Origin of the sequence: Anaerosphaera aminiphila DSM 21120 (genome assembly GCF_900129925.1) — a bacterium.
Classification (GTDB): Bacteria; Bacillota; Clostridia; order Tissierellales; family Peptoniphilaceae; genus Anaerosphaera; species Anaerosphaera aminiphila.
In genome coordinates this window covers 1-18,598 of the sequence record NZ_FQXI01000019.1, presented here as the reverse complement: position 1 = coordinate 18,598, position 18,598 = coordinate 1, and the positions used below count along the sequence as shown (strand labels likewise).

Annotated in this window: 17 protein-coding genes, 1 tRNA gene, 1 other RNA gene and 1 other annotated feature; of the genes, 10 read left to right on the top strand and 9 right to left on the bottom strand. The window is 31.6% G+C overall.

Going from position 1 to position 18,598, the window contains the following annotated elements:
• The first annotated feature begins 234 nt into the window (after nucleotides 1-234).
• The 3 genes from BUB47_RS09095 (at nucleotide 235) to BUB47_RS09085 (ending at nucleotide 4,826) form a co-directional block, all read left to right on the top strand.
• Nucleotides 235-1,164: a DnaJ C-terminal domain-containing protein gene (locus BUB47_RS09095; RefSeq protein WP_073185597.1), complete on the top strand. Its 930-nt coding sequence runs from the start codon at nucleotides 235-237 to the stop codon at nucleotides 1,162-1,164.
• A 23-nt stretch (nucleotides 1,165-1,187) separates the two neighbouring features.
• Nucleotides 1,188-3,767, top strand: a complete 2,580-nt coding sequence (gene clpB / locus BUB47_RS09090) for an ATP-dependent chaperone ClpB (RefSeq protein WP_073185595.1) — start codon at nucleotides 1,188-1,190, stop codon at nucleotides 3,765-3,767.
• A 288-nt stretch (nucleotides 3,768-4,055) separates the two neighbouring features.
• Nucleotides 4,056-4,826, top strand: a complete 771-nt coding sequence (locus BUB47_RS09085) for a TraX family protein (RefSeq protein ID WP_073185593.1) — start codon at nucleotides 4,056-4,058, stop codon at nucleotides 4,824-4,826.
• A 55-nt stretch (nucleotides 4,827-4,881) separates the two neighbouring features.
• Here the strand turns inward: BUB47_RS09085 and BUB47_RS09080 are convergent, their stop codons facing one another.
• A complete protein-coding gene (locus BUB47_RS09080) occupies nucleotides 4,882-5,511 on the bottom strand; it encodes an NAD(P)-dependent oxidoreductase (protein ID WP_073185592.1) in 630 nt (209 codons plus the stop codon).
• A 127-nt stretch (nucleotides 5,512-5,638) separates the two neighbouring features.
• Between BUB47_RS09080 and BUB47_RS09075 the strand changes: the two genes are divergently transcribed.
• Nucleotides 5,639-5,962, top strand: coding sequence for a winged helix-turn-helix transcriptional regulator (locus tag BUB47_RS09075; protein WP_234945658.1), 324 nt, complete (start codon nucleotides 5,639-5,641; stop codon nucleotides 5,960-5,962).
• Between the two features lie 143 nt (nucleotides 5,963-6,105).
• Here the strand turns inward: BUB47_RS09075 and BUB47_RS09070 are convergent, their stop codons facing one another.
• The 8 genes from BUB47_RS09070 to BUB47_RS09035 all read right to left on the bottom strand — a co-directional run bounded on the left by BUB47_RS09070 (nucleotide 6,106) and on the right by BUB47_RS09035 (nucleotide 14,772).
• Nucleotides 6,106-7,218, bottom strand: a complete 1,113-nt coding sequence (locus BUB47_RS09070) for a 5-methyltetrahydropteroyltriglutamate--homocysteine S-methyltransferase (protein ID WP_073185590.1) — start codon at nucleotides 7,216-7,218, stop codon at nucleotides 6,106-6,108.
• A gap of 57 nt (nucleotides 7,219-7,275) precedes the next feature.
• Nucleotides 7,276-7,514: a binding site (T-box leader), on the bottom strand.
• Between the two features lie 13 nt (nucleotides 7,515-7,527).
• On the bottom strand, nucleotides 7,528-8,589 hold the full coding sequence (locus BUB47_RS09065; protein WP_073185588.1) for a lysylphosphatidylglycerol synthase transmembrane domain-containing protein: 1,062 nt from the start codon (nucleotides 8,587-8,589) through the stop codon (nucleotides 7,528-7,530).
• On the bottom strand, nucleotides 8,579-9,253 hold the full coding sequence (locus BUB47_RS09060; protein WP_073185586.1) for a polysaccharide deacetylase family protein: 675 nt from the start codon (nucleotides 9,251-9,253) through the stop codon (nucleotides 8,579-8,581). Before BUB47_RS09060 ends, BUB47_RS09065 begins: the two co-directional genes overlap by 11 nt.
• Nucleotides 9,213-10,334, bottom strand: a complete 1,122-nt coding sequence (locus tag BUB47_RS09055) for an MGDG synthase family glycosyltransferase (protein ID WP_073185585.1) — start codon at nucleotides 10,332-10,334, stop codon at nucleotides 9,213-9,215. Before BUB47_RS09055 ends, BUB47_RS09060 begins: the two co-directional genes overlap by 41 nt.
• A gap of 294 nt (nucleotides 10,335-10,628) precedes the next feature.
• The gene (locus BUB47_RS09050) at nucleotides 10,629-12,215 is read right to left on the bottom strand and encodes a hypothetical protein (protein WP_234945657.1); all 1,587 of its coding nucleotides are present in this window, start codon (nucleotides 12,213-12,215) and stop codon (nucleotides 10,629-10,631) included.
• A 153-nt stretch (nucleotides 12,216-12,368) separates the two neighbouring features.
• Entirely contained in the window at nucleotides 12,369-12,887 is a 519-nt protein-coding gene (locus BUB47_RS09045; RefSeq protein WP_073185583.1) for a nitroreductase family protein, read from the bottom strand.
• Between the two features lie 233 nt (nucleotides 12,888-13,120).
• Nucleotides 13,121-13,660, bottom strand: coding sequence for an ECF transporter S component (locus BUB47_RS09040; protein WP_083529191.1), 540 nt, complete (start codon nucleotides 13,658-13,660; stop codon nucleotides 13,121-13,123).
• A 131-nt stretch (nucleotides 13,661-13,791) separates the two neighbouring features.
• Nucleotides 13,792-14,772: a biotin--[acetyl-CoA-carboxylase] ligase gene (locus tag BUB47_RS09035; RefSeq protein ID WP_073185579.1), complete on the bottom strand. Its 981-nt coding sequence runs from the start codon at nucleotides 14,770-14,772 to the stop codon at nucleotides 13,792-13,794.
• A 122-nt stretch (nucleotides 14,773-14,894) separates the two neighbouring features.
• On the opposite strand from BUB47_RS09035, the gene BUB47_RS09030 reads away from it, so the two are divergent.
• From BUB47_RS09030 to BUB47_RS09005, 6 genes are all read left to right on the top strand, one after another.
• A tRNA-Ser gene (locus BUB47_RS09030) sits at nucleotides 14,895-14,984 on the top strand.
• 3 nt (nucleotides 14,985-14,987) lie between these two features.
• Nucleotides 14,988-15,252: signal recognition particle sRNA large type (gene ffs / locus BUB47_RS09025), an RNA gene on the top strand.
• Nucleotides 15,253-15,656: 404 nt separating this feature from the next.
• Nucleotides 15,657-15,884: a FeoA family protein gene (locus tag BUB47_RS09020; protein ID WP_073185577.1), complete on the top strand. Its 228-nt coding sequence runs from the start codon at nucleotides 15,657-15,659 to the stop codon at nucleotides 15,882-15,884.
• A 16-nt stretch (nucleotides 15,885-15,900) separates the two neighbouring features.
• Nucleotides 15,901-16,140, top strand: coding sequence for a FeoA family protein (locus tag BUB47_RS09015; protein ID WP_073185575.1), 240 nt, complete (start codon nucleotides 15,901-15,903; stop codon nucleotides 16,138-16,140).
• Nucleotide 16,141: 1 nt separating this feature from the next.
• A complete protein-coding gene (feoB, locus tag BUB47_RS09010; protein ID WP_073185573.1) occupies nucleotides 16,142-18,289 on the top strand; it encodes a ferrous iron transport protein B in 2,148 nt (715 codons plus the stop codon).
• An 8-nt stretch (nucleotides 18,290-18,297) separates the two neighbouring features.
• Entirely contained in the window at nucleotides 18,298-18,447 is a 150-nt protein-coding gene (locus BUB47_RS09005; protein ID WP_083529190.1) for a FeoB-associated Cys-rich membrane protein, read from the top strand.
• Nucleotides 18,448-18,598: the final 151 nt, after the last annotated feature.

Below are 18,598 nucleotides of genomic sequence, written 5' to 3'. Positions count from 1 at the left end.
TAAAATTTATGTTTAATGCAAATTAACTATACTAGTATGTTACCCGAAAATCTTAAAAAGAACGTATATATCTTATATAAGATTTATTAATAAGGGCAATAGTATATAATTATATAGATGAATAAAACTTTAATTATATTGCAATTACTATTGATTTTGACAGTTAAATAGGTTATAATTAATTAAGGTCAAAGAAGGTCAATAATAATATTGACATTAAGGAAGTGATGTTAATTGGAATACAGAGATTATTATGAAGTACTAGGAGTAAAGAAGGATGCAAGCGATAAGGAAATTAAATCAGCCTACAGAAAGCTTGCAAAAAAATATCATCCTGACTTAAATCAAGGTGATGAAAAGCTGCAAGAGAAGTTCAAGGAAATAAATGAGGCCTATGAAGTATTATCTGATCCTGAAAAGAAAAAGAAATATGATACTTTTGGATCAAGTTATAATTTTTCAGACGGTGCAAATTTTGATCCTTCTCAATATGGATACACTTATACAAATTCAAGTGGAAGCGGAGATTTTTCTGATTTCTTTGATATGTTTTTTGGTTCCCAAGGTGGAGGAGGAAACCACTCTTCAGGAGGATTTAATATCTCAGATTTGTTCTCAGACTTAGGCGGCAGAGGATCAAAGAAGAGCAAGAGAGCATCTTCTAGACAAAGTTATAATACTGATTTAAGTATTTCACTAAGTGAGGCATATAATGGAACTACAAAAAATGTATCTCTTTCTTTAAATGGACAAAGTGTAGACATTACCGTTAAAGTTCCGGCTGGTATTACACCTGGGAAAAAGGTAAAGGTAAAAGCTGATAAATATGGAATTACTGGTGATATTTTATTTAAAATAGATGTATATACTTCAACGACAGAGCAACTAGACGGATTAAATATTACTAAGGAAGAAGATGTTTTTCCTTGGCAGGCAGCTCTCGGAGATAAAGTAGTTGTGCCAACACTAAGTGGCAAAATTAAAGTTCAAATTCCAAAGGGATTTAAAGGAGGAAATAAACTTAGAATTCCAAATAAGGGATTTAAAAATATAGCAGGAAATGTGGGAGATTTATTTGTAAAATTTAATATAGTAAACCCTCCTCATTTAACAGAAGAACAAACTAAAATTTACGAAGAACTTAAAAAAATTTCTAATAAATAATTATATTGTTAAGGAGTGATGTTATGAATTTTGAAAAGTTTACTCAAAAGTCAATTGAAGCGGTGCAATCAGCTCAGTCAATTGCAACAGAGTATGGAAATCCTCAAATAGAGGAAATTCATCTTCACAGAGCATTAGTTGAAGACTCAGATGGATTAATACCTAAGATTTTAAAGTATATGGGTATTGGACTGGAAATGTTTTTAAAAGACATTGATGATGAAATTGCAAAACTTCCAAAGCAAAGTGGCGGAAGTCAATATGCATCAAAGGAATTTTCAGATGTCTTAGAAAAATCACTGAGGTATACAGAACAATTTGGAGATGACTATGTATCAGTAGAGCACCTCTATATGGCACTTTTATCACAAAAAAATACAAAGTCCTCTAAAATATTCTCAAAGTATCATTTGAGCATGGAGGGCTTTTTAGAAGCTTTAAAGAAGATTAGAGGAAATCAAAATGTAAGGACTGATAATCCTGAGGGAACTTATGACTCTCTTGAAAAATATGGCAGAGATTTAACCCTTGAAGCTAAGCAAGGTAAAATGGACCCGGTAATAGGAAGAGATGAAGAAGTTAGAAATGTAATAAGAATTCTATCAAGAAGAACAAAGAACAATCCGGTATTAATTGGAGAACCGGGCGTTGGTAAAACCGCAATAGTTGAAGGACTAGCTCAAAGAATAATAAGTGGAGACGTACCCGAGGGATTAAAGAACAAGACTATATTTTCACTAGACATGGGAGCTTTAGTAGCCGGTGCAAAGTACAGAGGAGAATTTGAAGAGAGATTAAAGGCAGTGCTTTCTGAAGTTGAAAAAAGCGATGGAGAAATTCTCATGTTCATTGATGAAATTCACAATATTGTAGGAGCAGGTAAGACAGAAGGTGCGATGGACGCTTCAAACTTATTAAAACCAATGCTTGCAAGAGGAGAACTCCATGCAATAGGAGCAACTACACTTGATGAATATAGAAAATACATTGAAAAAGATCCGGCACTTGAAAGGCGTTTCCAAAAAGTATTAGTATCTGAACCTACTGTGGAAGATACTATTTCAATACTAAGGGGCATTAAGGGAAAATATGAAATCTATCACGGAATAAGAATTTCAGATTCTGCAGTAATAGCAGCGGCAACTCTTTCAGATAGATATATTTCAGACAGGTTTTTACCTGATAAGGCAATTGACTTAATGGACGAGTCCTGTGCAATGCTCAGAACTGAAATTGACTCCATGCCAACAGAAATTGACGATATCCGAAGAAAAATCCTTCAACTGGAAATTGAAAGAGAAGCATTAAAAAAAGAAACAGATGATGCATCTAAAAAGAGACTTGAAGATTTAGAAGAAGAACTATCTGAAGAAAAGTCACAATTTGATATATTAAAAGCTAAGTGGGAAAGTGAAAAACAAGAACTTGAAAAAGTAAAAGATGTAAAAAAACAAATAGATGAAATAAAACATGAAATAGAAGAAGCGGAAAGAGCCTATGACTTGGAAAAACTTTCAAAACTTAAATATGGAGAACTTCCGAAACTTGAAGAAAAATTAAAGACAGTAGAAGAGAAGACTAAGGGCGAAGATTCAATGGTAAAAGAAGAAGTTACAGAAGATGAAATAGCTGAAGTTGTTTCAAGGTGGACAGGAATACCGGTTGAAAAATTAAACCAATCTCAAAGAGATAAACTTTTAAATCTTTCAGAAACCCTTCACAATAGAGTTATAGGACAAGACGAGGCAGTAGAAGCTGTTTCAGACGCAGTTATTAGAGCCAGAGCAGGACTTAAAAGTGAAAATCGACCAATTGGTTCCTTTATATTTTTAGGGCCTACTGGAGTTGGTAAGACAGAGACAGCAAAGGCACTTACAGAAATACTATTTGATGATGAGAGAAATATGATTCGTATAGATATGAGTGAGTATATGGAAAAACATTCAGTTTCAAGACTTGTAGGTTCTCCTCCGGGATATGTGGGCTATGATGAAGGCGGACAGTTAACTGAGGCAGTTAGAAGAAAGCCATACAGTGTAATACTCTTTGATGAAATTGAAAAAGCCCATCCTGATGTATTTAACATATTACTTCAAGTGTTAGACGATGGCAGACTTACAGACAATCAGGGAAGGACAGTGGATTTTAAAAACACTGTAATTATTATGACTTCAAATATTGGCTCTTCTTATTTAATTGATGGAATTGGCGTTGATGGAAATATTACAGAAGAAACCAGAGAAATGGTAGATTCTGAAATGAAAGTTAAATTCAGACCGGAATTTTTAAACAGAATAGATGAAATAGTTATGTTTAAGCCACTTGCCAGAGATGAAATATTTAAGATAATAGAAGTTCAAATAAGAGAAATTGAAGATAAACTTCAAGACAGAAATATTAAAATTCAGGATACAGAAGAGGCACTTAATTTAATATTAAATAAAGCCTATAACGTTCAGTATGGTGCTAGACCAGTTAAGAGATTTATTCAATCTAATGTTGAAACTGAAATATCTAAAATGATAATAAAAGGTACAGTTGAAGAAAATGGAACAATTCTCATCGATGTAGAAGATGGAAAATTAGTTGTTAAATCAATATAAATAGAAAACACCTTCGTTAATTTATAATGTTAAATTGGCGAAGGTGTTTTTATATTTTAAGTTATAATTTTAAATAGTATTTAATAATTATTCATAAGTTTTGGGTGTAATGGAATATTGTCCTTACAAGTTGCAGTCTGCAAGGCGAATTATTTATTAATAGGAGAAGAAAGAAGAGTTTGAGTATATAATTTGCTCAAGCTCTCTTTTTATTAAAACTTAATAAGTTCTTAATAAATTAGGTGTATAGTTAATATAAATTCTAATAAATGTAAGGGGAGGTTTATTATGGAATTGGAAGTTAAAAGAAAGGGTCTTAATAACTACCAACTAAAGATAATAGCAATTATAGCTATGCTAATTGACCATATTGCAGCGGGATTTGTACCATATGACAGCTGGCTTGGGATAGCAATGCACTTTGTTGGCAGAATCACAGGGCCTGTAATGTTTTACATGGCTGTGGAAGGCTATCACCACACAAGTAATCTTAAAAAATATATTACAAGACTTGGAATATTTGCAATAATAAGTTATTTTCCCTTTATATATTTTAATGCGGGAGGAAATTTAAACCATTTAAATTTTTTAAGTTTAAATGTAATTTACACAATATTCTTAGGAGTTATTGCAGTGCATGTAAGTAGAAAGGTAAGTAATTTATTTTTAAAGGCTATTTTATTAATTTTAATATTAATGATTTCGTCAATAGGAGATTGGGGAATTACTGGCATAATTATAATGCTTGGATTTGACTATTACTATGGAAATTTTAAAAATCAGGCATTTAACTATGTAATTATAGTTTTAATGGGTAGTTTAATTAACTTTATTAATATTCCCATGATGTACTTTTATTTTAGTAAAGAAGAATTTATGGCACAATTGCCATATTATAAGACAATGCTATCTCAAATTGGAATGTTAGTTCCGATTTTTCTACTTAACCACTACAATGGAGAAAGAGGAAATAATTCTAAGTTTAGTAAGTGGCTATTTTATATATTCTATCCACTTCATTTACTTATATTAGGTTTTATAGCAAGTATGGTAATGTAAAAAAACAAATGTAGACAGATAAAATGCCTACATTTGTTTTTTATTTTCTAATATTTTATTCAACTACTACTGAAATTCTCTCTTTAATGTGGTTTCCGGAAACTGCTTCATCAACCATTGCTATTGCAAAATCTGCATAGCTTATTTCGCTTTTTCCATTTGAATTATTTGTCAGTTCTTCTCCGGCTAAGATGTATTTGCCTGTTCGCTTTCCATCAGCTTGAAAATCTGATGCAGGGCTTAAATAAGTCCAATTGACATCATCTCTTAATCTAAGTTCATCCAGTGACTTAGCCATATTTGTAGCAAGTGGTTTAAAATCATCTGGAAAATCTTTTGTATCCATTAGTCGCTGAGTATGTTCTTTATTTACGTAGAGACTTCCTGCTCCTCCCACCACTAATAGTCTATTTTCTTTTCCACTTAAAATGTCACATAGGTGTTTTAATGTGGTGCTATGAAGTGGTAGAGTTTCAGAAGTCCAAGCGCCAAAGGCATCAATAATTACATTAAAGTCCTTTAAATCTTCGTAAGTCAAATTGAGAATGTCCTTTGAAATTGACTTGGGTGCTTTACTCTTATTTTTTCCCCTTACAACTGCCGTTACATCAAGATTTCTATTTACAGCTTCTTCTACTATAAGTTGACCTGCTCTTCCATTTGCTGCCAGTACTGCAATTTTCATAACTCATACCTCCTAATTACATAATGATATCTTCTTATAAGTTTATGATATAATAGTATACATATTTTGTAAAGTAGATACCTTTTTGTTCTATAGGTAACAAAAAGAAACTATTGGAGGTGAATTTGTGGATAAATTACCTGATTGTCCCGTGGAAGTAACTTTGATGTTAATTGGAAACAAGTGGAAATTTTTAATTGTAAGGGATTTATTAGATGGTACTAAGAGATTTGGAGAGCTTAGAAAGTCAATTGGAAATATTTCTCAGAAAGTTTTAACTTCTAATTTAAGAGATATGGAAGAAGCAGGATTGGTAAACAGGAAAGTCTATGCTGAAGTTCCACCTAGAGTAGAATACAGCTTGACAAAGACAGGAGCAAGTTTAAAGTCTGTGTTGAATTCAATGTCTGATTGGGGAGAGAGTTATAAAAATACAGGTGATTTTAATTAATCAAACGTGAAAAGTAAGGTTATGTTTAAATTTTTATAGGAGATAAAAATGTGACAGAAGTAAAGTCTTTAAGTGAATTTAAAACTTAAAGACTTTGCTTTTTGTCATTACATATTTAATAATCGGTATATAATTTCAATGTTTTACAAAGCTTCAATTTTATCTGCAAGTTCCTTACAAAGTCTTACTTTTTTCCATTGGTCTTCTTCTGTTAAGTGATTGCCTTCTTCTGTTGATGCAAAGCCACATTGTGGTGAAACACAAATTTGTTTTAATGGAACGTATTCAGCCGCTTCTTTTACTCTTTCTATTAAGTCTTCAATTTTTTCAAGTTGTGGACTTTTAGATGTGATAAGTCCAAGAACTATTTTTTGATTTTTTAAATTTTTTAGCGGCTTAAAATCTCCGGCTCTCTTAGAGTCATATTCCAAGAAAAATCCGTCAAAATTTTCAATTTCAAAAAGGCGCTTTGAAATTAAATCGTAATCACCTTCATATAGCCAGGAGGATTGGAAGTTACCTCTACACATGTGGAATGTAATTCCCATGTCCTCAGGTTTATTTTCAAGAGCTCTCTCGGTTAGGTCGCCAAATTTTTGCACTAGTTCAATAGGGTCGTATCCAAGTGACCTTATAAGTTCTTGAGATTTTGGATCTGCTAGAGCTCCCCAAGCGGTATCGTCAAGTTGAAGATATCTACATCCGACATCGTAAAAAGCTTGAATGGCATCTTGATAAGCTTTTACAAGGTCATCTTCAAGGTCTTTTAAGTTTTCATAGTATGGATTGTCTAAATATTTTTTTGATGTAAGTACGCCGGAGTAGTAGACCATATTAGGACCTGGAATAGTTTGCTTTGCAATGGAATTTTCGCAGAGGTCTCTTACAAATTTAAAGTCATCTAAAAAAGGATGGTCTTTTGGAAAACTTATCTTTCCATTTACAGAGTAACTCTCTACGTCTTTTGCATGGACATCTTGAAAGATTGTAGCATCTCCCAAAGAGAGTTTTTCCAATCCATTTAAATTAACAATGAAGTCAAGATGCCACCATCTGCGTCTGAATTCTCCGTCGGTAACAGCTTTTAAGCCGTTGGATTCTTGCTTTTTAATTAAGTCAATTATTAACTTGTCCTCAATTGTTTTGAGATCTGCTCTGGTTATTTCGCCGGATTTAAATTTTTCTCTGGCCTTTTTTAATTCCTGAGGCCTTAAAAAACTTCCTACAATATCGTTTTTAAATGGTACTAAATTCATAAAACTCCTCCTTATATTTAATAATCTTAATAAAAAAAAGCCCTCTTTGCAATTTGCAAAGAAGGCATTATTAACGCGTTACCACTTCTATTTATCTATATCTCACAATACAGATCTCATCGGGTACAAACATACCCTATTCCGTTATCGGGGAAATCCGCCATAGCCTTAATAAAAATATTTCGGTATGGTACTCCAGAGCCATTTTCATTTTAAAATGTTATAGTTCCTCTCACCGGTGCAGAACCTCTCTTTTATAACCATAGTAAAATTACTTTCTCTTTCACTGTATTCTGAGATTAAATTATTTTATAGTTTACTATAGAGATTGTTGCTTGTCAATAATTTTTTATATTTTAAAAAGCTGTACGATAATATTACGACTAAACTTATTAAAAGTAAGAGATAAAAACAAATTCCCCTAGTAAGTAGCATTGCTATGTGTATAAATCCTCTGGGATATATGTTTTTAAATAACAGCAGGAAACTTGTTTCACTTGCACCAATTCCTCCGGGAAGAGGTATATAGGAAGAGGCTGTGTATATTAAACTCTGCAAGAATACTAAGTCCAGTATAGAGTGCTCAGTTCCTCCAAGGGCTAGGTAAACTATGTAGGATACGCTAAACAAACTAAACATTTGAACTGTGGTGGTGAGAAAAGTCTTTAAGAGAGATAATTTATTTTGAACAATATACTTTGAACAGATATTATACTCTTTAATTTGTGTGGCAATAGAAGTTTTAAATTTAGATTTTTTAATATCTCTTATCAAGGGCAGCTTATCTATAATAAAATACAGCACTTTTGAAATAGCTGTGGACATCTTGGGATTAAAAATAGAGAGTAGTATAAATATTATTCCGATTAAGTTTATAGTTAGTCCTATAATTATTAAGTAAAATACACCCTTACTCGTTTGAAATATTAAACTTTTAAACCAAGTAAGTGCAAAGAGCCCAAAGAAAAAGGACACCAGTTGGTAGGACAACAAATCTATTAATAGCACCAGTGAAGAGTGAGATATTTCAATTCCGTCTTTTCTCATTTCATATACTTGCATAGGTTGACCGCCTGTTGCAGAGGGAGTTATTCCACTGAAGAAAAATCCTACAAAGGCATATTTAACAGTTTGAAAAATTGAATAGTCATAGTTAAATATTCTTAAAAGTCTCCTTATATTAAAAGCTTCTCCAAGTATAGAAATTAGAGCAAGCACTATTCCACAGAGTACATAATTTTTATTTACAGATATTAGAAGAGATATTAAATTTTTCTTGTCTTCATTTTTAAATACTATTGCAAAAACTATTGCTGTAAGTAAAATTAAAAAGAAAATATTTGCTATAAACTTATTATTTTTATTTTTCATAGTATTCACCAACAGTGATAAAGTTATATTTGTCTTTTAAATAGGGAAGTAAGTTGTTAAGAGCTTCTATAGTTCTCTTTGGAGCTTCATTTGCACCTCGACCATCATGTAGACAAATAATTGAACCATTTTCTATTTTACTGCAGAGTTTAGTTTCTATATCTAGGGGAGAAGATTTTTTCTTCCAATCTCCAACCATTACATTCCACAAGACTAACTTTAAATTATATTTTCTAAGATAGTAGAGCATTGCAAGGTTAACTTGTCCCCAAGGTGGTCTGTAGTACTTTACATCTACATTGAGTTTTTCCATTACTCTTAGAGAGTTTGTAAAACTTTCTTTAGTCTTAAAAATTCCACTTACCAGATTACTGGTGTGACTGTGGGAGTGAATTCCAATAGTATGGCCACTATCTTGTATTAATTTTATAATTGCGGGATTTTCTTCTGCAAATTTTGAAATGATAAAAAAACTTGCCTTTATATTATTTTTATCTAAGAGCTTTAAAAGTCTTAAAGTGTATTTGGCATCGGGACCATCGTCAAAAGTCAGCATTACTTCCTGATTTGAAGATTTAAAACCCAATAGCCATTTAATTTTAAATATATATGTTGGTATTAAACTATATGACAATAGACATATTATAATTAGGGTTGACTTCATATTTTGCCTCATTCATTAGATATTTTAGTACATTTGTCAAATTACTATTAAGTGTGTGAACTTTTATTTCTCTCATATTTTCTTTCATTGCATTTAAATTTTCTTCGTCGTATATAAATTCACAAAGTGACTTAGTTGTATCTTCTCTGTCTCTCCAAAGTATTTTTCCTATTGAGTTTGCCTCAATGTATTTGGCATTACTTTTTTCTTGAGCAAGAAATGGCTTAATTACAAACATTGGAGTTTCACTAAATATTGATTCAAATAAAGTTACTCCGCCGGGTTTTGTAATTATTATATCTGCCTTGCTTAAATACTTGTCCACTTCATTCGTGAATCCTATAATTTCAGCATTTTTATACTTATCTAAAAACTGTAGGTAAGATCTTTTGTTTTTTCCCGTAATAATAGTTATAGATAAATTTGGTATTTTTGCAAGTTCATTCATCATTTCATCTAAGTTTGGAATCAGACCCAGCCCTCCTCCCATAATGAGAATATTTTTTTTATTGGAGGAACTTTCTTTATGTCTTATATTTTTAAAACTTTGTTTCACAGGTATTCCAACTACAAATATATTTTTCCCGTTAATTCCATTTTTTATTAAGTTGTATTTAATTTCTAAAGTTGGAACTAAGTAGTAATCTGTTTTAGGAGCTACCCACTCAATATGCATACTTATATCTGTAACGCAAGTTACAAGTGGTATGTCTATATTTGAAACGGCCTTGTAAGCTGAAATAGTTCTAGAACACATTGGAATTGTAGAAATTATAATATCAGGTGAATATAAATCTATGAGATTTTTCATTTTTTTATTTATACTATTTCCAGGGAGTCTCATATCCACTTCGACTTTTTCGGAAGCCTTGTACATTAAGTTATAAAGTTCAGGGCATATATTTACTACTTGGGAAAAACTCTTATATATTAGTTCAGCTCTATTTGGATATACATACTCTATTAAATCAACTATATTTACATTTATATTTTTATTAATTACTTTAAATTCTTCTTCAAGCGCCTTTGAAACAGATAGGTGACCCATTCCAAACTTTCCTGTTAATATTAAAATATTCATTGTTCTACCTCCTATATTTTAACTTAACTATATAATACAAAAAAAATCTTAATAATTCCTTTGGAAATTCTAAAGAAACCATTAAGATTTTAAGAAGATTTTGTATCTTTTATGAAATTCTATTGTAATAAATTATATAAATGCACTTCATTTTGTAAAATGATTATAACTGAAAAATAGTATATAGTTGCCTTTTAAAAGGTGTTTAAGTAATAAAGAGAGAAGGGCAGAATTTTAAGATGTAAATTAAAAATAGATGAGAAATTATCCCATCTATTTTTAAAATTCTATTTATTATTTAATAGTTTTAATATTAAATTGAATGCCCAAATCTTCTCCACTAATTTCTAAAACGTCACCTGACTTTATAAATGGAAGTCTATTGCTAGATTTTATTGTAGCTATAAATACTGTGTCGCTATCAACGGCTCTTATAAAGTAATTGGTGTTTCCATCAATTGTAACAGGTTGGATTTCACTAACTGTAATAGTCATATCCTTTAGTGAAGACTCATCTATTTCAGAATCGGAGCTTAAATTTGTCAAGTCATAACTTGCAAGTGCTTGTTTTAGTGTGCTTCCAGTAGATACATTTTGGTAATTTTGAGCATCTACAAAGGCAAACATCTTTGTTAAATCTGCATTGTCCTTAAGGGACATAAAGTAAGTCGGTCTGTTGTATAAATTTATGAGTATTGGGAATGTGGCCTTGTATCCCTTTTCTTGAACCGCTCCTTGAGCTGACTCCATAACTGAATACTCATCAGCCGAAGATACAGGATAGAACTTAGTTTCCTTAGTTCTCATATTTACCAATACAAATCCAATATTGGAGTTGTCTGCTAAAACTGAAGTAATTCCAGTGTATAGATATATGTCATTTCCAATAGAGAGATAATTATATCCGTCAGTTGGCTTAGTAACACCTTTTTGTCCAAGGTATTGATTTATATATCCGTTTTTAAGTTTGCCATTCCAGTTTAACTGTTCAATTACTAAATTAGCTGAGTAAACTCTGTCAATCCACTCCGGAACATTATCTGCCTTGTACTTGTTAGTTTCGCCGGTAATCGCATCTACTACAATAACTGCATTTACATCCATTCCGCCAATTAAGCCAATAGTTGGCTTTAGTGTTGAAGCAATCCAGAAAGGATGTCCGTCGTCGTCAATTTCAAAATTTATTTCGTCTATTAAGGCAGTTGGATATCTAAATCTAATGTGCCTTTTTATATCTCTTGAAAATTTATCAGTAAAAGAGTATCTAATCGGTTTTTCAAGTTTTACAAGGTCGACTTCTTGACTTGCCATATCTACAGATATATAGTAGGGAATTCCGCTTTTGCTGTTTCTAAACCACTTTATTAAATCGGAATAGACAAGTGGGGTAACTCTTTCAGGACGTCCGTCTACAGTTATTTGGCTATAGGTCTCATCAATGTCATATTGTGAAACTAAATCACCCATCTCTCCCATTTTACGAGAGCCAAGTTTTAAAGCAGTAGATCTGTCTACAACAGGCAGCTTGTCAAAGTCAACCTGCTCTACATCTTCGCTAAATACGCCCTCTTCCTTATTAATTAAGTTGGCATATTTTTTTGCATGAAATGGTATCATAGATACTAGTTCCATAATAAAAAATATTGCCCAGATAAGTATTAAAAATTTAATTAGCCATTTTCCCACTTTTAAAAATTTATCTCTATTTGCAATAGAAAATAAAGCGTAAAAGATAACAGTAAAAATTGATAAAAAGACGTAGAAGTCAAGGGAAAAAATATTAATAGGTGGTAGCACCACATAGAAAATTATAAAATTTATTATAAGTCCTATTAATATTGGAAGTACAATATTTCTAGTTGATTTAATATTATTTTTCAAAAATAGTTCCTCATTTCTTATAGTTTAAATGCATTCGTATTTTCACATTTAATAGGGTAAAAGTAAATTATTAGATTACTATATAATATCATCTATTGAGTAAATAAAAAACAAATTTAATTTTAAAATAAAAAGATCAGAATTAATCTGATCTTAAAATTTTTCATAATGAACTTTAGAAGACACGTCAAATTCATCTCTCTTGCGAACTTTTTCACTGCCATATCCAATTGGAATCATGCAAAGTGTACTGAAGTTTTTTGGAATTCCAAAAAGTGTTCTTAAAAAAGTTTGAATTTCCACACCGTCATTAGTTTCTCCTGATTTTAAATTTACCCAGCTAGTATTTAGTCCTTTTTCCTGAGCTAGAAGTTGTAAGTAACTTGCAGCTATTGAGCACTCCTCAACCCAAGTTTGAGAAATTTCCGTATCTGCCATAATTAAAATAACTTCAGGAACATCGGCAATGTACTTTGTGCCAAATGTTTCTATTTCAGATAGTGCCTTAAGCTTTTCCTTGTCTTCAACAACTAAAAATTGAACAGGTCTTGCATTTCCATATGAAGGACCCATTAAAGAGTACTGTAAAATTTCTTCAAGTATTTCTCTGGGAACGGGTTTGTCTTCAAACTTTCTAATAGTTCTTCTGTCTTTTATAATTTCATCTAACATAATTTCACCTCTTAAGTAAAATATACCATATTTAGAGGGGAATTTGTGGGAAAATTGTAAAGATATTATTTTAACGTGATAAATTAATAGCGAAAAAACGTTGCAAATTATTTTATATTATGTTAATATAATTAATGTAGATATTTCACATAAGTGAAATTCTTCAATCATCTTTTTTCTTCCCAGCTATACATAAAAAGAACGCATATGGCGTTCTTTTTTTCTGCTTAAAATTATATTATATAGCGAAAAGATTTTGAATTAATGATTTTATCAGCTAAGAATGTTGCAAATAGCTTATCTAAAAAGTCAGTTATAAATTGAGTAATAAAAACTGATGTAATAGTCTTAAGCCCAAGAGCTCTTAAGAATTGCACGATATAAGCTGAACCTGAACTTGTAACTCCATCAAAGATTAGAGTTACTACAATTGCACCCAAGAGTGAAATGGGTATGGATATGAGAAATACACGAACTACTTTCTGTTTTATACTTCTGTTTAAAATATTCTTTGAAAGTCCCATTAAGATTCCAAGTACAATTTGAACAGGTATAAAGTAAAAAGAGTACACATCAAAAATCATTCCACTAGTCGCAGAACTTAAAGCTCCTGTTAAAGCTCCGGCAAAGGGTCCATATAGTAAACTGATAAATACAGTTCCAATGCTGTCAAGATATATGGGAAGCTTTAAGAGAAATGCTAAAAAACTTCCAACTATGTTTATTGAAATGCAAAATGAAATAAAAGTAAGTTTTTTTGTGTCTATTTTCATAATTCCTCCTTAATAATTAAGGAGAACTGCTAAGTATATTATAGTTTTTTATACTTGGAGTTCTCGAACAAGTACCACAAAAGTGGGTTTGTAGAAATATAATTTTAGCACTAATGCTAATATATTTCAAACTACATTTTTCCCTTTACAGATACTTCTCCACTTGAAAGAGTCATAGTATCTCCATTTTTAAGTTCTACTATTAAATTTCCTGCCTCATTAATATCTTTGGCAAGGGCTTCGTAGTTTACATCTTTTATTTTAAATATAACTTCTCTACCAAGTAGCAGAGAGTGCTCTTTGTAAGATTCAAGTATTTCAAAGTCGCTCATTTTATAAAATGCGTTGTAAAGTTGATTTAAAATTTCACCAATCATTTCATTTCTAAGTAAATTTTCAGGTTTTAAAGATCCGGCAATGTCCTTTAAGTTTTTAGAAAGGGAAGATACATCTGTAGTGAAGTTAAGTCCCATTCCTATAATTATAGATTTAATTTGTCTGGATTCAAAATCTGAGTCTGCTTCTGATAAAATTCCGCATATTTTTTTACCATCTAAAAATATATCATTGACCCACTTTATTTTAGGATTTTTGTTGGTTTTATTTTTTATTGCATTTACAATTGCCACAGCTGCACGCACTGTAATTAAATCAAAGGAACTTAAATTAAAATCTTCTTCTGGAAATATTACAACTGATAAATATATTCCCGTTCCCTTGGGAGAAGAAAAATCTTTTCCCCTTCTGCCTCTTCCTTCAGTTTGTTCATCTGATACCAGTGCAGTGAAGTTTTTTAAGTTCTTGGAATATAAGAGTCTCTTTGCCTCTGTATTTGTAGAGTCAATAGAGTCGTAGTACATTATGTCAATGTCTTTTAAAGGTTCTATTAAGTTGTGGGCTATTCCAAATGTTGAAATTTTGTCGTTTTTTTCATCTAACTTATAACCCTTATTGGTGGAGCTGTTAATTATATAACCTTCTTCTTTTAAAGAGTTTACTCCTTTCCAAATTGCAGTTCTGGATAGATTTAATTCTGTTGCCAAATCTTCACCGGAAATATATATATTTCTATTTTCTTCTAATTTTTTTAAAATAATATCTTTAGTTTTCATATACTCACTCCTAACTATAAATTTTACTATAGATTGGAGAAAAGTAAACCTGAAGAGTGAATTAAGTGGATAATCAAATTATTGACAAAATTGTCTAAGTAGGTTAAAATTAAATCTTGCCTGGAGAGATGTCCGAGTGGCTGAAGGAGCCCGCCTGGAAAGCGCGTAAATGGGAAACTGTTTCGGGGGTTCGAATCCCCCTCTCTCCGCCATTGCCATGATAGATGGGGAATTAGCGATGCCTTGTAACCTGCAATTCGCTACAGCAGGGTTGAATTCCCATCTTAGGGATAAAGTTGTATAGTCTGCCCCAAGTGTGTGGCGTTGAGGGTTGGGTCCTGCGCAACGCATGCTTGTGAACCGTGTCAGGTCTTGACGGAAGCAGCACTAAGCGAGATTTTGCGTGTGCCGTAGGGGTGCCTAATCTGAGTTAACTACTTGGGTACCGTATGGAACTTTATTTCGAAGATGGGTTCATGGCTACATATGAAAGAAAATGGTCTTAAAGATCATTTTTTTTTGTGGAAAATTAAAATAAAGAAAATAAAGATGGAAAAGTGTATTTTATGAGCTTAAGTAAGCTACATTGTGATACACTAAAGAACAAGTTAAAATTATTTAAGCAATATACATTTGAAAGTAGTATTGTGTGAATTTTAATAAACTTTAAATAATAATTGTTAATTTAACTATAGATAAGATGGTACATAGATATAAAATAAAATTTAAAATAGCTATTTAAAAAAAAGCTAAAGTGTATTATAATAGATATAGGAAATAATAATTATTATCAATAGGAAAAAGGAAAAGTCGCTATAAACATATTTGTTTATTTTTTTTATAAAATGGTATGATAATAAATATCAATTATTGGGAGTGGTTATATGCTTAATCTTTTAATGGTTCCAAAGGACAAAGAATTTCAAATAGTAAAGATTAGAGATAAAAAATGTAAAATGGACAACTGTGACAGACACTTAACAAATCTTGGTTTTGTAGAAGGAGCAAAAGTTTCTGTTGTAAATGAAAACAATGGAAATTTAATTGTGAAAGTAAAAGACTCAAGAGTAGCTATTGGTAATGATATAGCAAAGGCAATAGTAGTGAAATAACTTGTAGGAGGAACTAATGACTTTAAGAGATGTTGAAGTTGGAAAATATTACAAAGTACTTAAAATTGGTGGCAAGGGGCCGCTAAAGAGAAGAATAATGGACATGGGGATAACAAAAGGTGTGGAAATATATATAAGAAAAGTAGCGCCACTAGGTGATCCTGTTCAAATAAATGTGAGAAACTATGAACTCAGCTTAAGACGTGATGATGCTGATTTAATAGAAGTAGAAGAAATAGTTAAGGAAGGTGTATAGGTTGGGAATAACAATAGCTTTAGCAGGAAATCCCAATAGTGGTAAGACTACATTGTTTAATGCTTTAACTGGTTCTTATCAATATGTTGGAAACTGGCCGGGAGTTACAGTTGAGAAAAAAACCGGAGAATACAAAAAAAATAGGGAAATAAAAATTACAGACTTACCTGGAATATATTCTCTATCACCATATACTTTAGAAGAAGTTGTATCTAGAGATTACTTATTAAAAGAGCGTCCTGATGTAATAGTGGATGTAATAGATGCATCAAATATTGAGAGAAACTTGTACTTAGCAACACAACTATCTGAATTAGGCATTCCATTAGTACTGGCTTTAAATATGATGGATGTTGTCAAGAAAAACGGGGATGTAATTGACTCTAAAAAGCTTGAAAAATTACTTAACTGCAGAGTAGTTGAAATTTCAGCTATTAAAAATGAAAATCTTGATGAATTAATTAGAGTAGCTGTTGAAGAGGCGGAGCAAAATAAAGAATTTGTGGAGATAGAAACATTTTCTTCAGAAGCCGAAAAATATATTTCTGAAATTGAGAGTTTACTTACTTTGAAAGATAATGTATCTAAGAGATGGGTTGCAATCAAATTATTTGAAAGTGACTCTAAAATAGGTTCTGATATAGAAATAAGTAAAGATGTACAAAATAATATTGACAAGATAATAGAAAGAGCAGAAGAAGAGTTTGACGACGATGGCGAGGGAATAATTACAGATGAGAGATATAACTTTGTAACTGATATTACAAATAAGACAGTAAAAAAAGGCCGCAAGGGGTTAACTACTTCTGATAAAGCAGATAAAATTTTAACAAATAGATTTTTAGCACTTCCAATATTTGTAGTCATAATGGTGGCAATATATTATGTGTCTATGACTGTAGTAGGTGGACCGGTTACTGACTGGGTAAATGATGTTTTCTTTGGAGAAATCATTGGTGGAAATGTAGTAAACTTCCTAGAGGGAGCCGGAGTTGCAGAGTGGATGGTATCTTTAATAGGTGATGGAATTATAGCTGGAGTCGGTGGAGTTTTAGGATTTCTACCTATTATTGCAGTGTTGTTTTTCTTTATAGCTATACTTGAAGATGTGGGATATATGTCAAGAATTGCTTTTATTCTTGATAAATTATTTAGAAAATTTGGTTTAAGTGGTAAAAGTTTTATACCAATACTAATTGGAACAGGTTGTTCTGTGCCGGGAATTATAGGTACTAGAACTATTGAAAATGACAATGACAGACGTATGACCATTACTGTTGCATCATTTATGCCTTGTGGAGCTAAAACAGATATTATAGCTCTCTTTGCAGCTTTCCTTGGTGGGTACTGGTGGTATGCGCCAATTTGGTACTTTGGAGGAATTGCGGCAGTTGCAATAACCGGAATTATGCTTAAAAAGACAAAGTTATTTACTGGTGACCCTGCACCATTTGTAATGGAATTACCGGAATATCACATGCCGAAAATGAATAGTGTATTAAAGGCTACTTGGAATAGATGTAAGGCATTTATTATAAAAGCGGGAACTATAATCTTGCTTTGTACTGTTGCTATTTGGGTTTTAAAAAATATTTCCATTCATGGTGAATTTATGGAATTTGATGGTAATGTGGAAGATTCGCTATTAGCATTTATTGGAAAGAAACTTCAATGGATATTTGCTCCACTTGGATTTGGTGATTGGATAGCTACAATAGCTACAGTTTTAGGTTTAATCGCAAAAGAAGTAGTAGTTGGAACTTATGGGGTTGTAATGGGACTTGGAGAAGTTGGACCGGAAAGTCCTGGACTTGCTGAGTTTGTAGCATCTAATTTTTCAACTGTATCTGCAGTGAGCTTTATGTTCTTTAATCAGTTTACAATACCGTGTTTTGCAGCTGTAGGTGCAATGAGAGAAGAAATGAACTCCAAAAAGTGGCTTGCTTTTGCTGTGGGATATCAAATAGTATTTTCGTATACAGTAGCGCTTATGATTTATCAGTTTGGTAGAGTTTTAGTACTAGGTGAAGCATTTAATATTTGGACTGGAATTGCTATTGTGATTCTCTTTGTATATCTGTACTTTATATTTAGACCTAATAGATACAAAGATGAACACCATGTAGTTAAAAGGTCCGTAAAAGAGTAGGAGATAAAATGAATATACAAACATTTTTACTATTAGCTGTGATTTTAGTAGCAATTTACTTTGCGATTAAACACGTTAGAAAGTCTAAAGGTTGTGATTGTGGTACTGGAATAGACCACTCAAATTGTTCTGGATGTTCCGGATGTAATCACGAATAAATTACAAGTGAAAATTTTCACTTAAAATATAAAAGACATAGATGTAAATTTCGTCTATGTCTTTTTTGTACTTTATTTAAAATGGTTCTATAATAAATGTTGGGGTAAATACTCCAACATTTATTTTTTTGCAAAAAAAGAATGCACGTAT

What these genes read in the sequence shown, in the direction of transcription:
- BUB47_RS09055 (WP_073185585.1), bottom strand. Translation starts at nt 10,334, where the DNA reads ATGAATATTTTAATATTAACAGGAAAGTTTGGAATGGGTCACCTATCT.
- BUB47_RS09065 (WP_073185588.1), bottom strand. Translation starts at nt 8,589, where the DNA reads ATGAAAAATAAAAATAATAAGTTTATAGCAAATATTTTCTTTTTAATT.
- BUB47_RS09040 (WP_083529191.1), bottom strand. Translation starts at nt 13,660, where the DNA reads ATGAAAATAGACACAAAAAAACTTACTTTTATTTCATTTTGCATTTCA.
- BUB47_RS09005 (WP_083529190.1), top strand. Translation starts at nt 18,298, where the DNA reads ATGAATATACAAACATTTTTACTATTAGCTGTGATTTTAGTAGCAATT.
- clpB (WP_073185595.1), top strand. Translation starts at nt 1,188, where the DNA reads ATGAATTTTGAAAAGTTTACTCAAAAGTCAATTGAAGCGGTGCAATCA.
- BUB47_RS09060 (WP_073185586.1), bottom strand. Translation starts at nt 9,253, where the DNA reads ATGAAGTCAACCCTAATTATAATATGTCTATTGTCATATAGTTTAATA.
- BUB47_RS09045 (WP_073185583.1), bottom strand. Translation starts at nt 12,887, where the DNA reads ATGTTAGATGAAATTATAAAAGACAGAAGAACTATTAGAAAGTTTGAA.
- BUB47_RS09015 (WP_073185575.1), top strand. Translation starts at nt 15,901, where the DNA reads ATGACTTTAAGAGATGTTGAAGTTGGAAAATATTACAAAGTACTTAAA.
- BUB47_RS09080 (WP_073185592.1), bottom strand. Translation starts at nt 5,511, where the DNA reads ATGAAAATTGCAGTACTGGCAGCAAATGGAAGAGCAGGTCAACTTATA.
- BUB47_RS09070 (WP_073185590.1), bottom strand. Translation starts at nt 7,218, where the DNA reads ATGAATTTAGTACCATTTAAAAACGATATTGTAGGAAGTTTTTTAAGG.
- BUB47_RS09085 (WP_073185593.1), top strand. Translation starts at nt 4,056, where the DNA reads ATGGAATTGGAAGTTAAAAGAAAGGGTCTTAATAACTACCAACTAAAG.
- BUB47_RS09035 (WP_073185579.1), bottom strand. Translation starts at nt 14,772, where the DNA reads ATGAAAACTAAAGATATTATTTTAAAAAAATTAGAAGAAAATAGAAAT.
- BUB47_RS09020 (WP_073185577.1), top strand. Translation starts at nt 15,657, where the DNA reads ATGCTTAATCTTTTAATGGTTCCAAAGGACAAAGAATTTCAAATAGTA.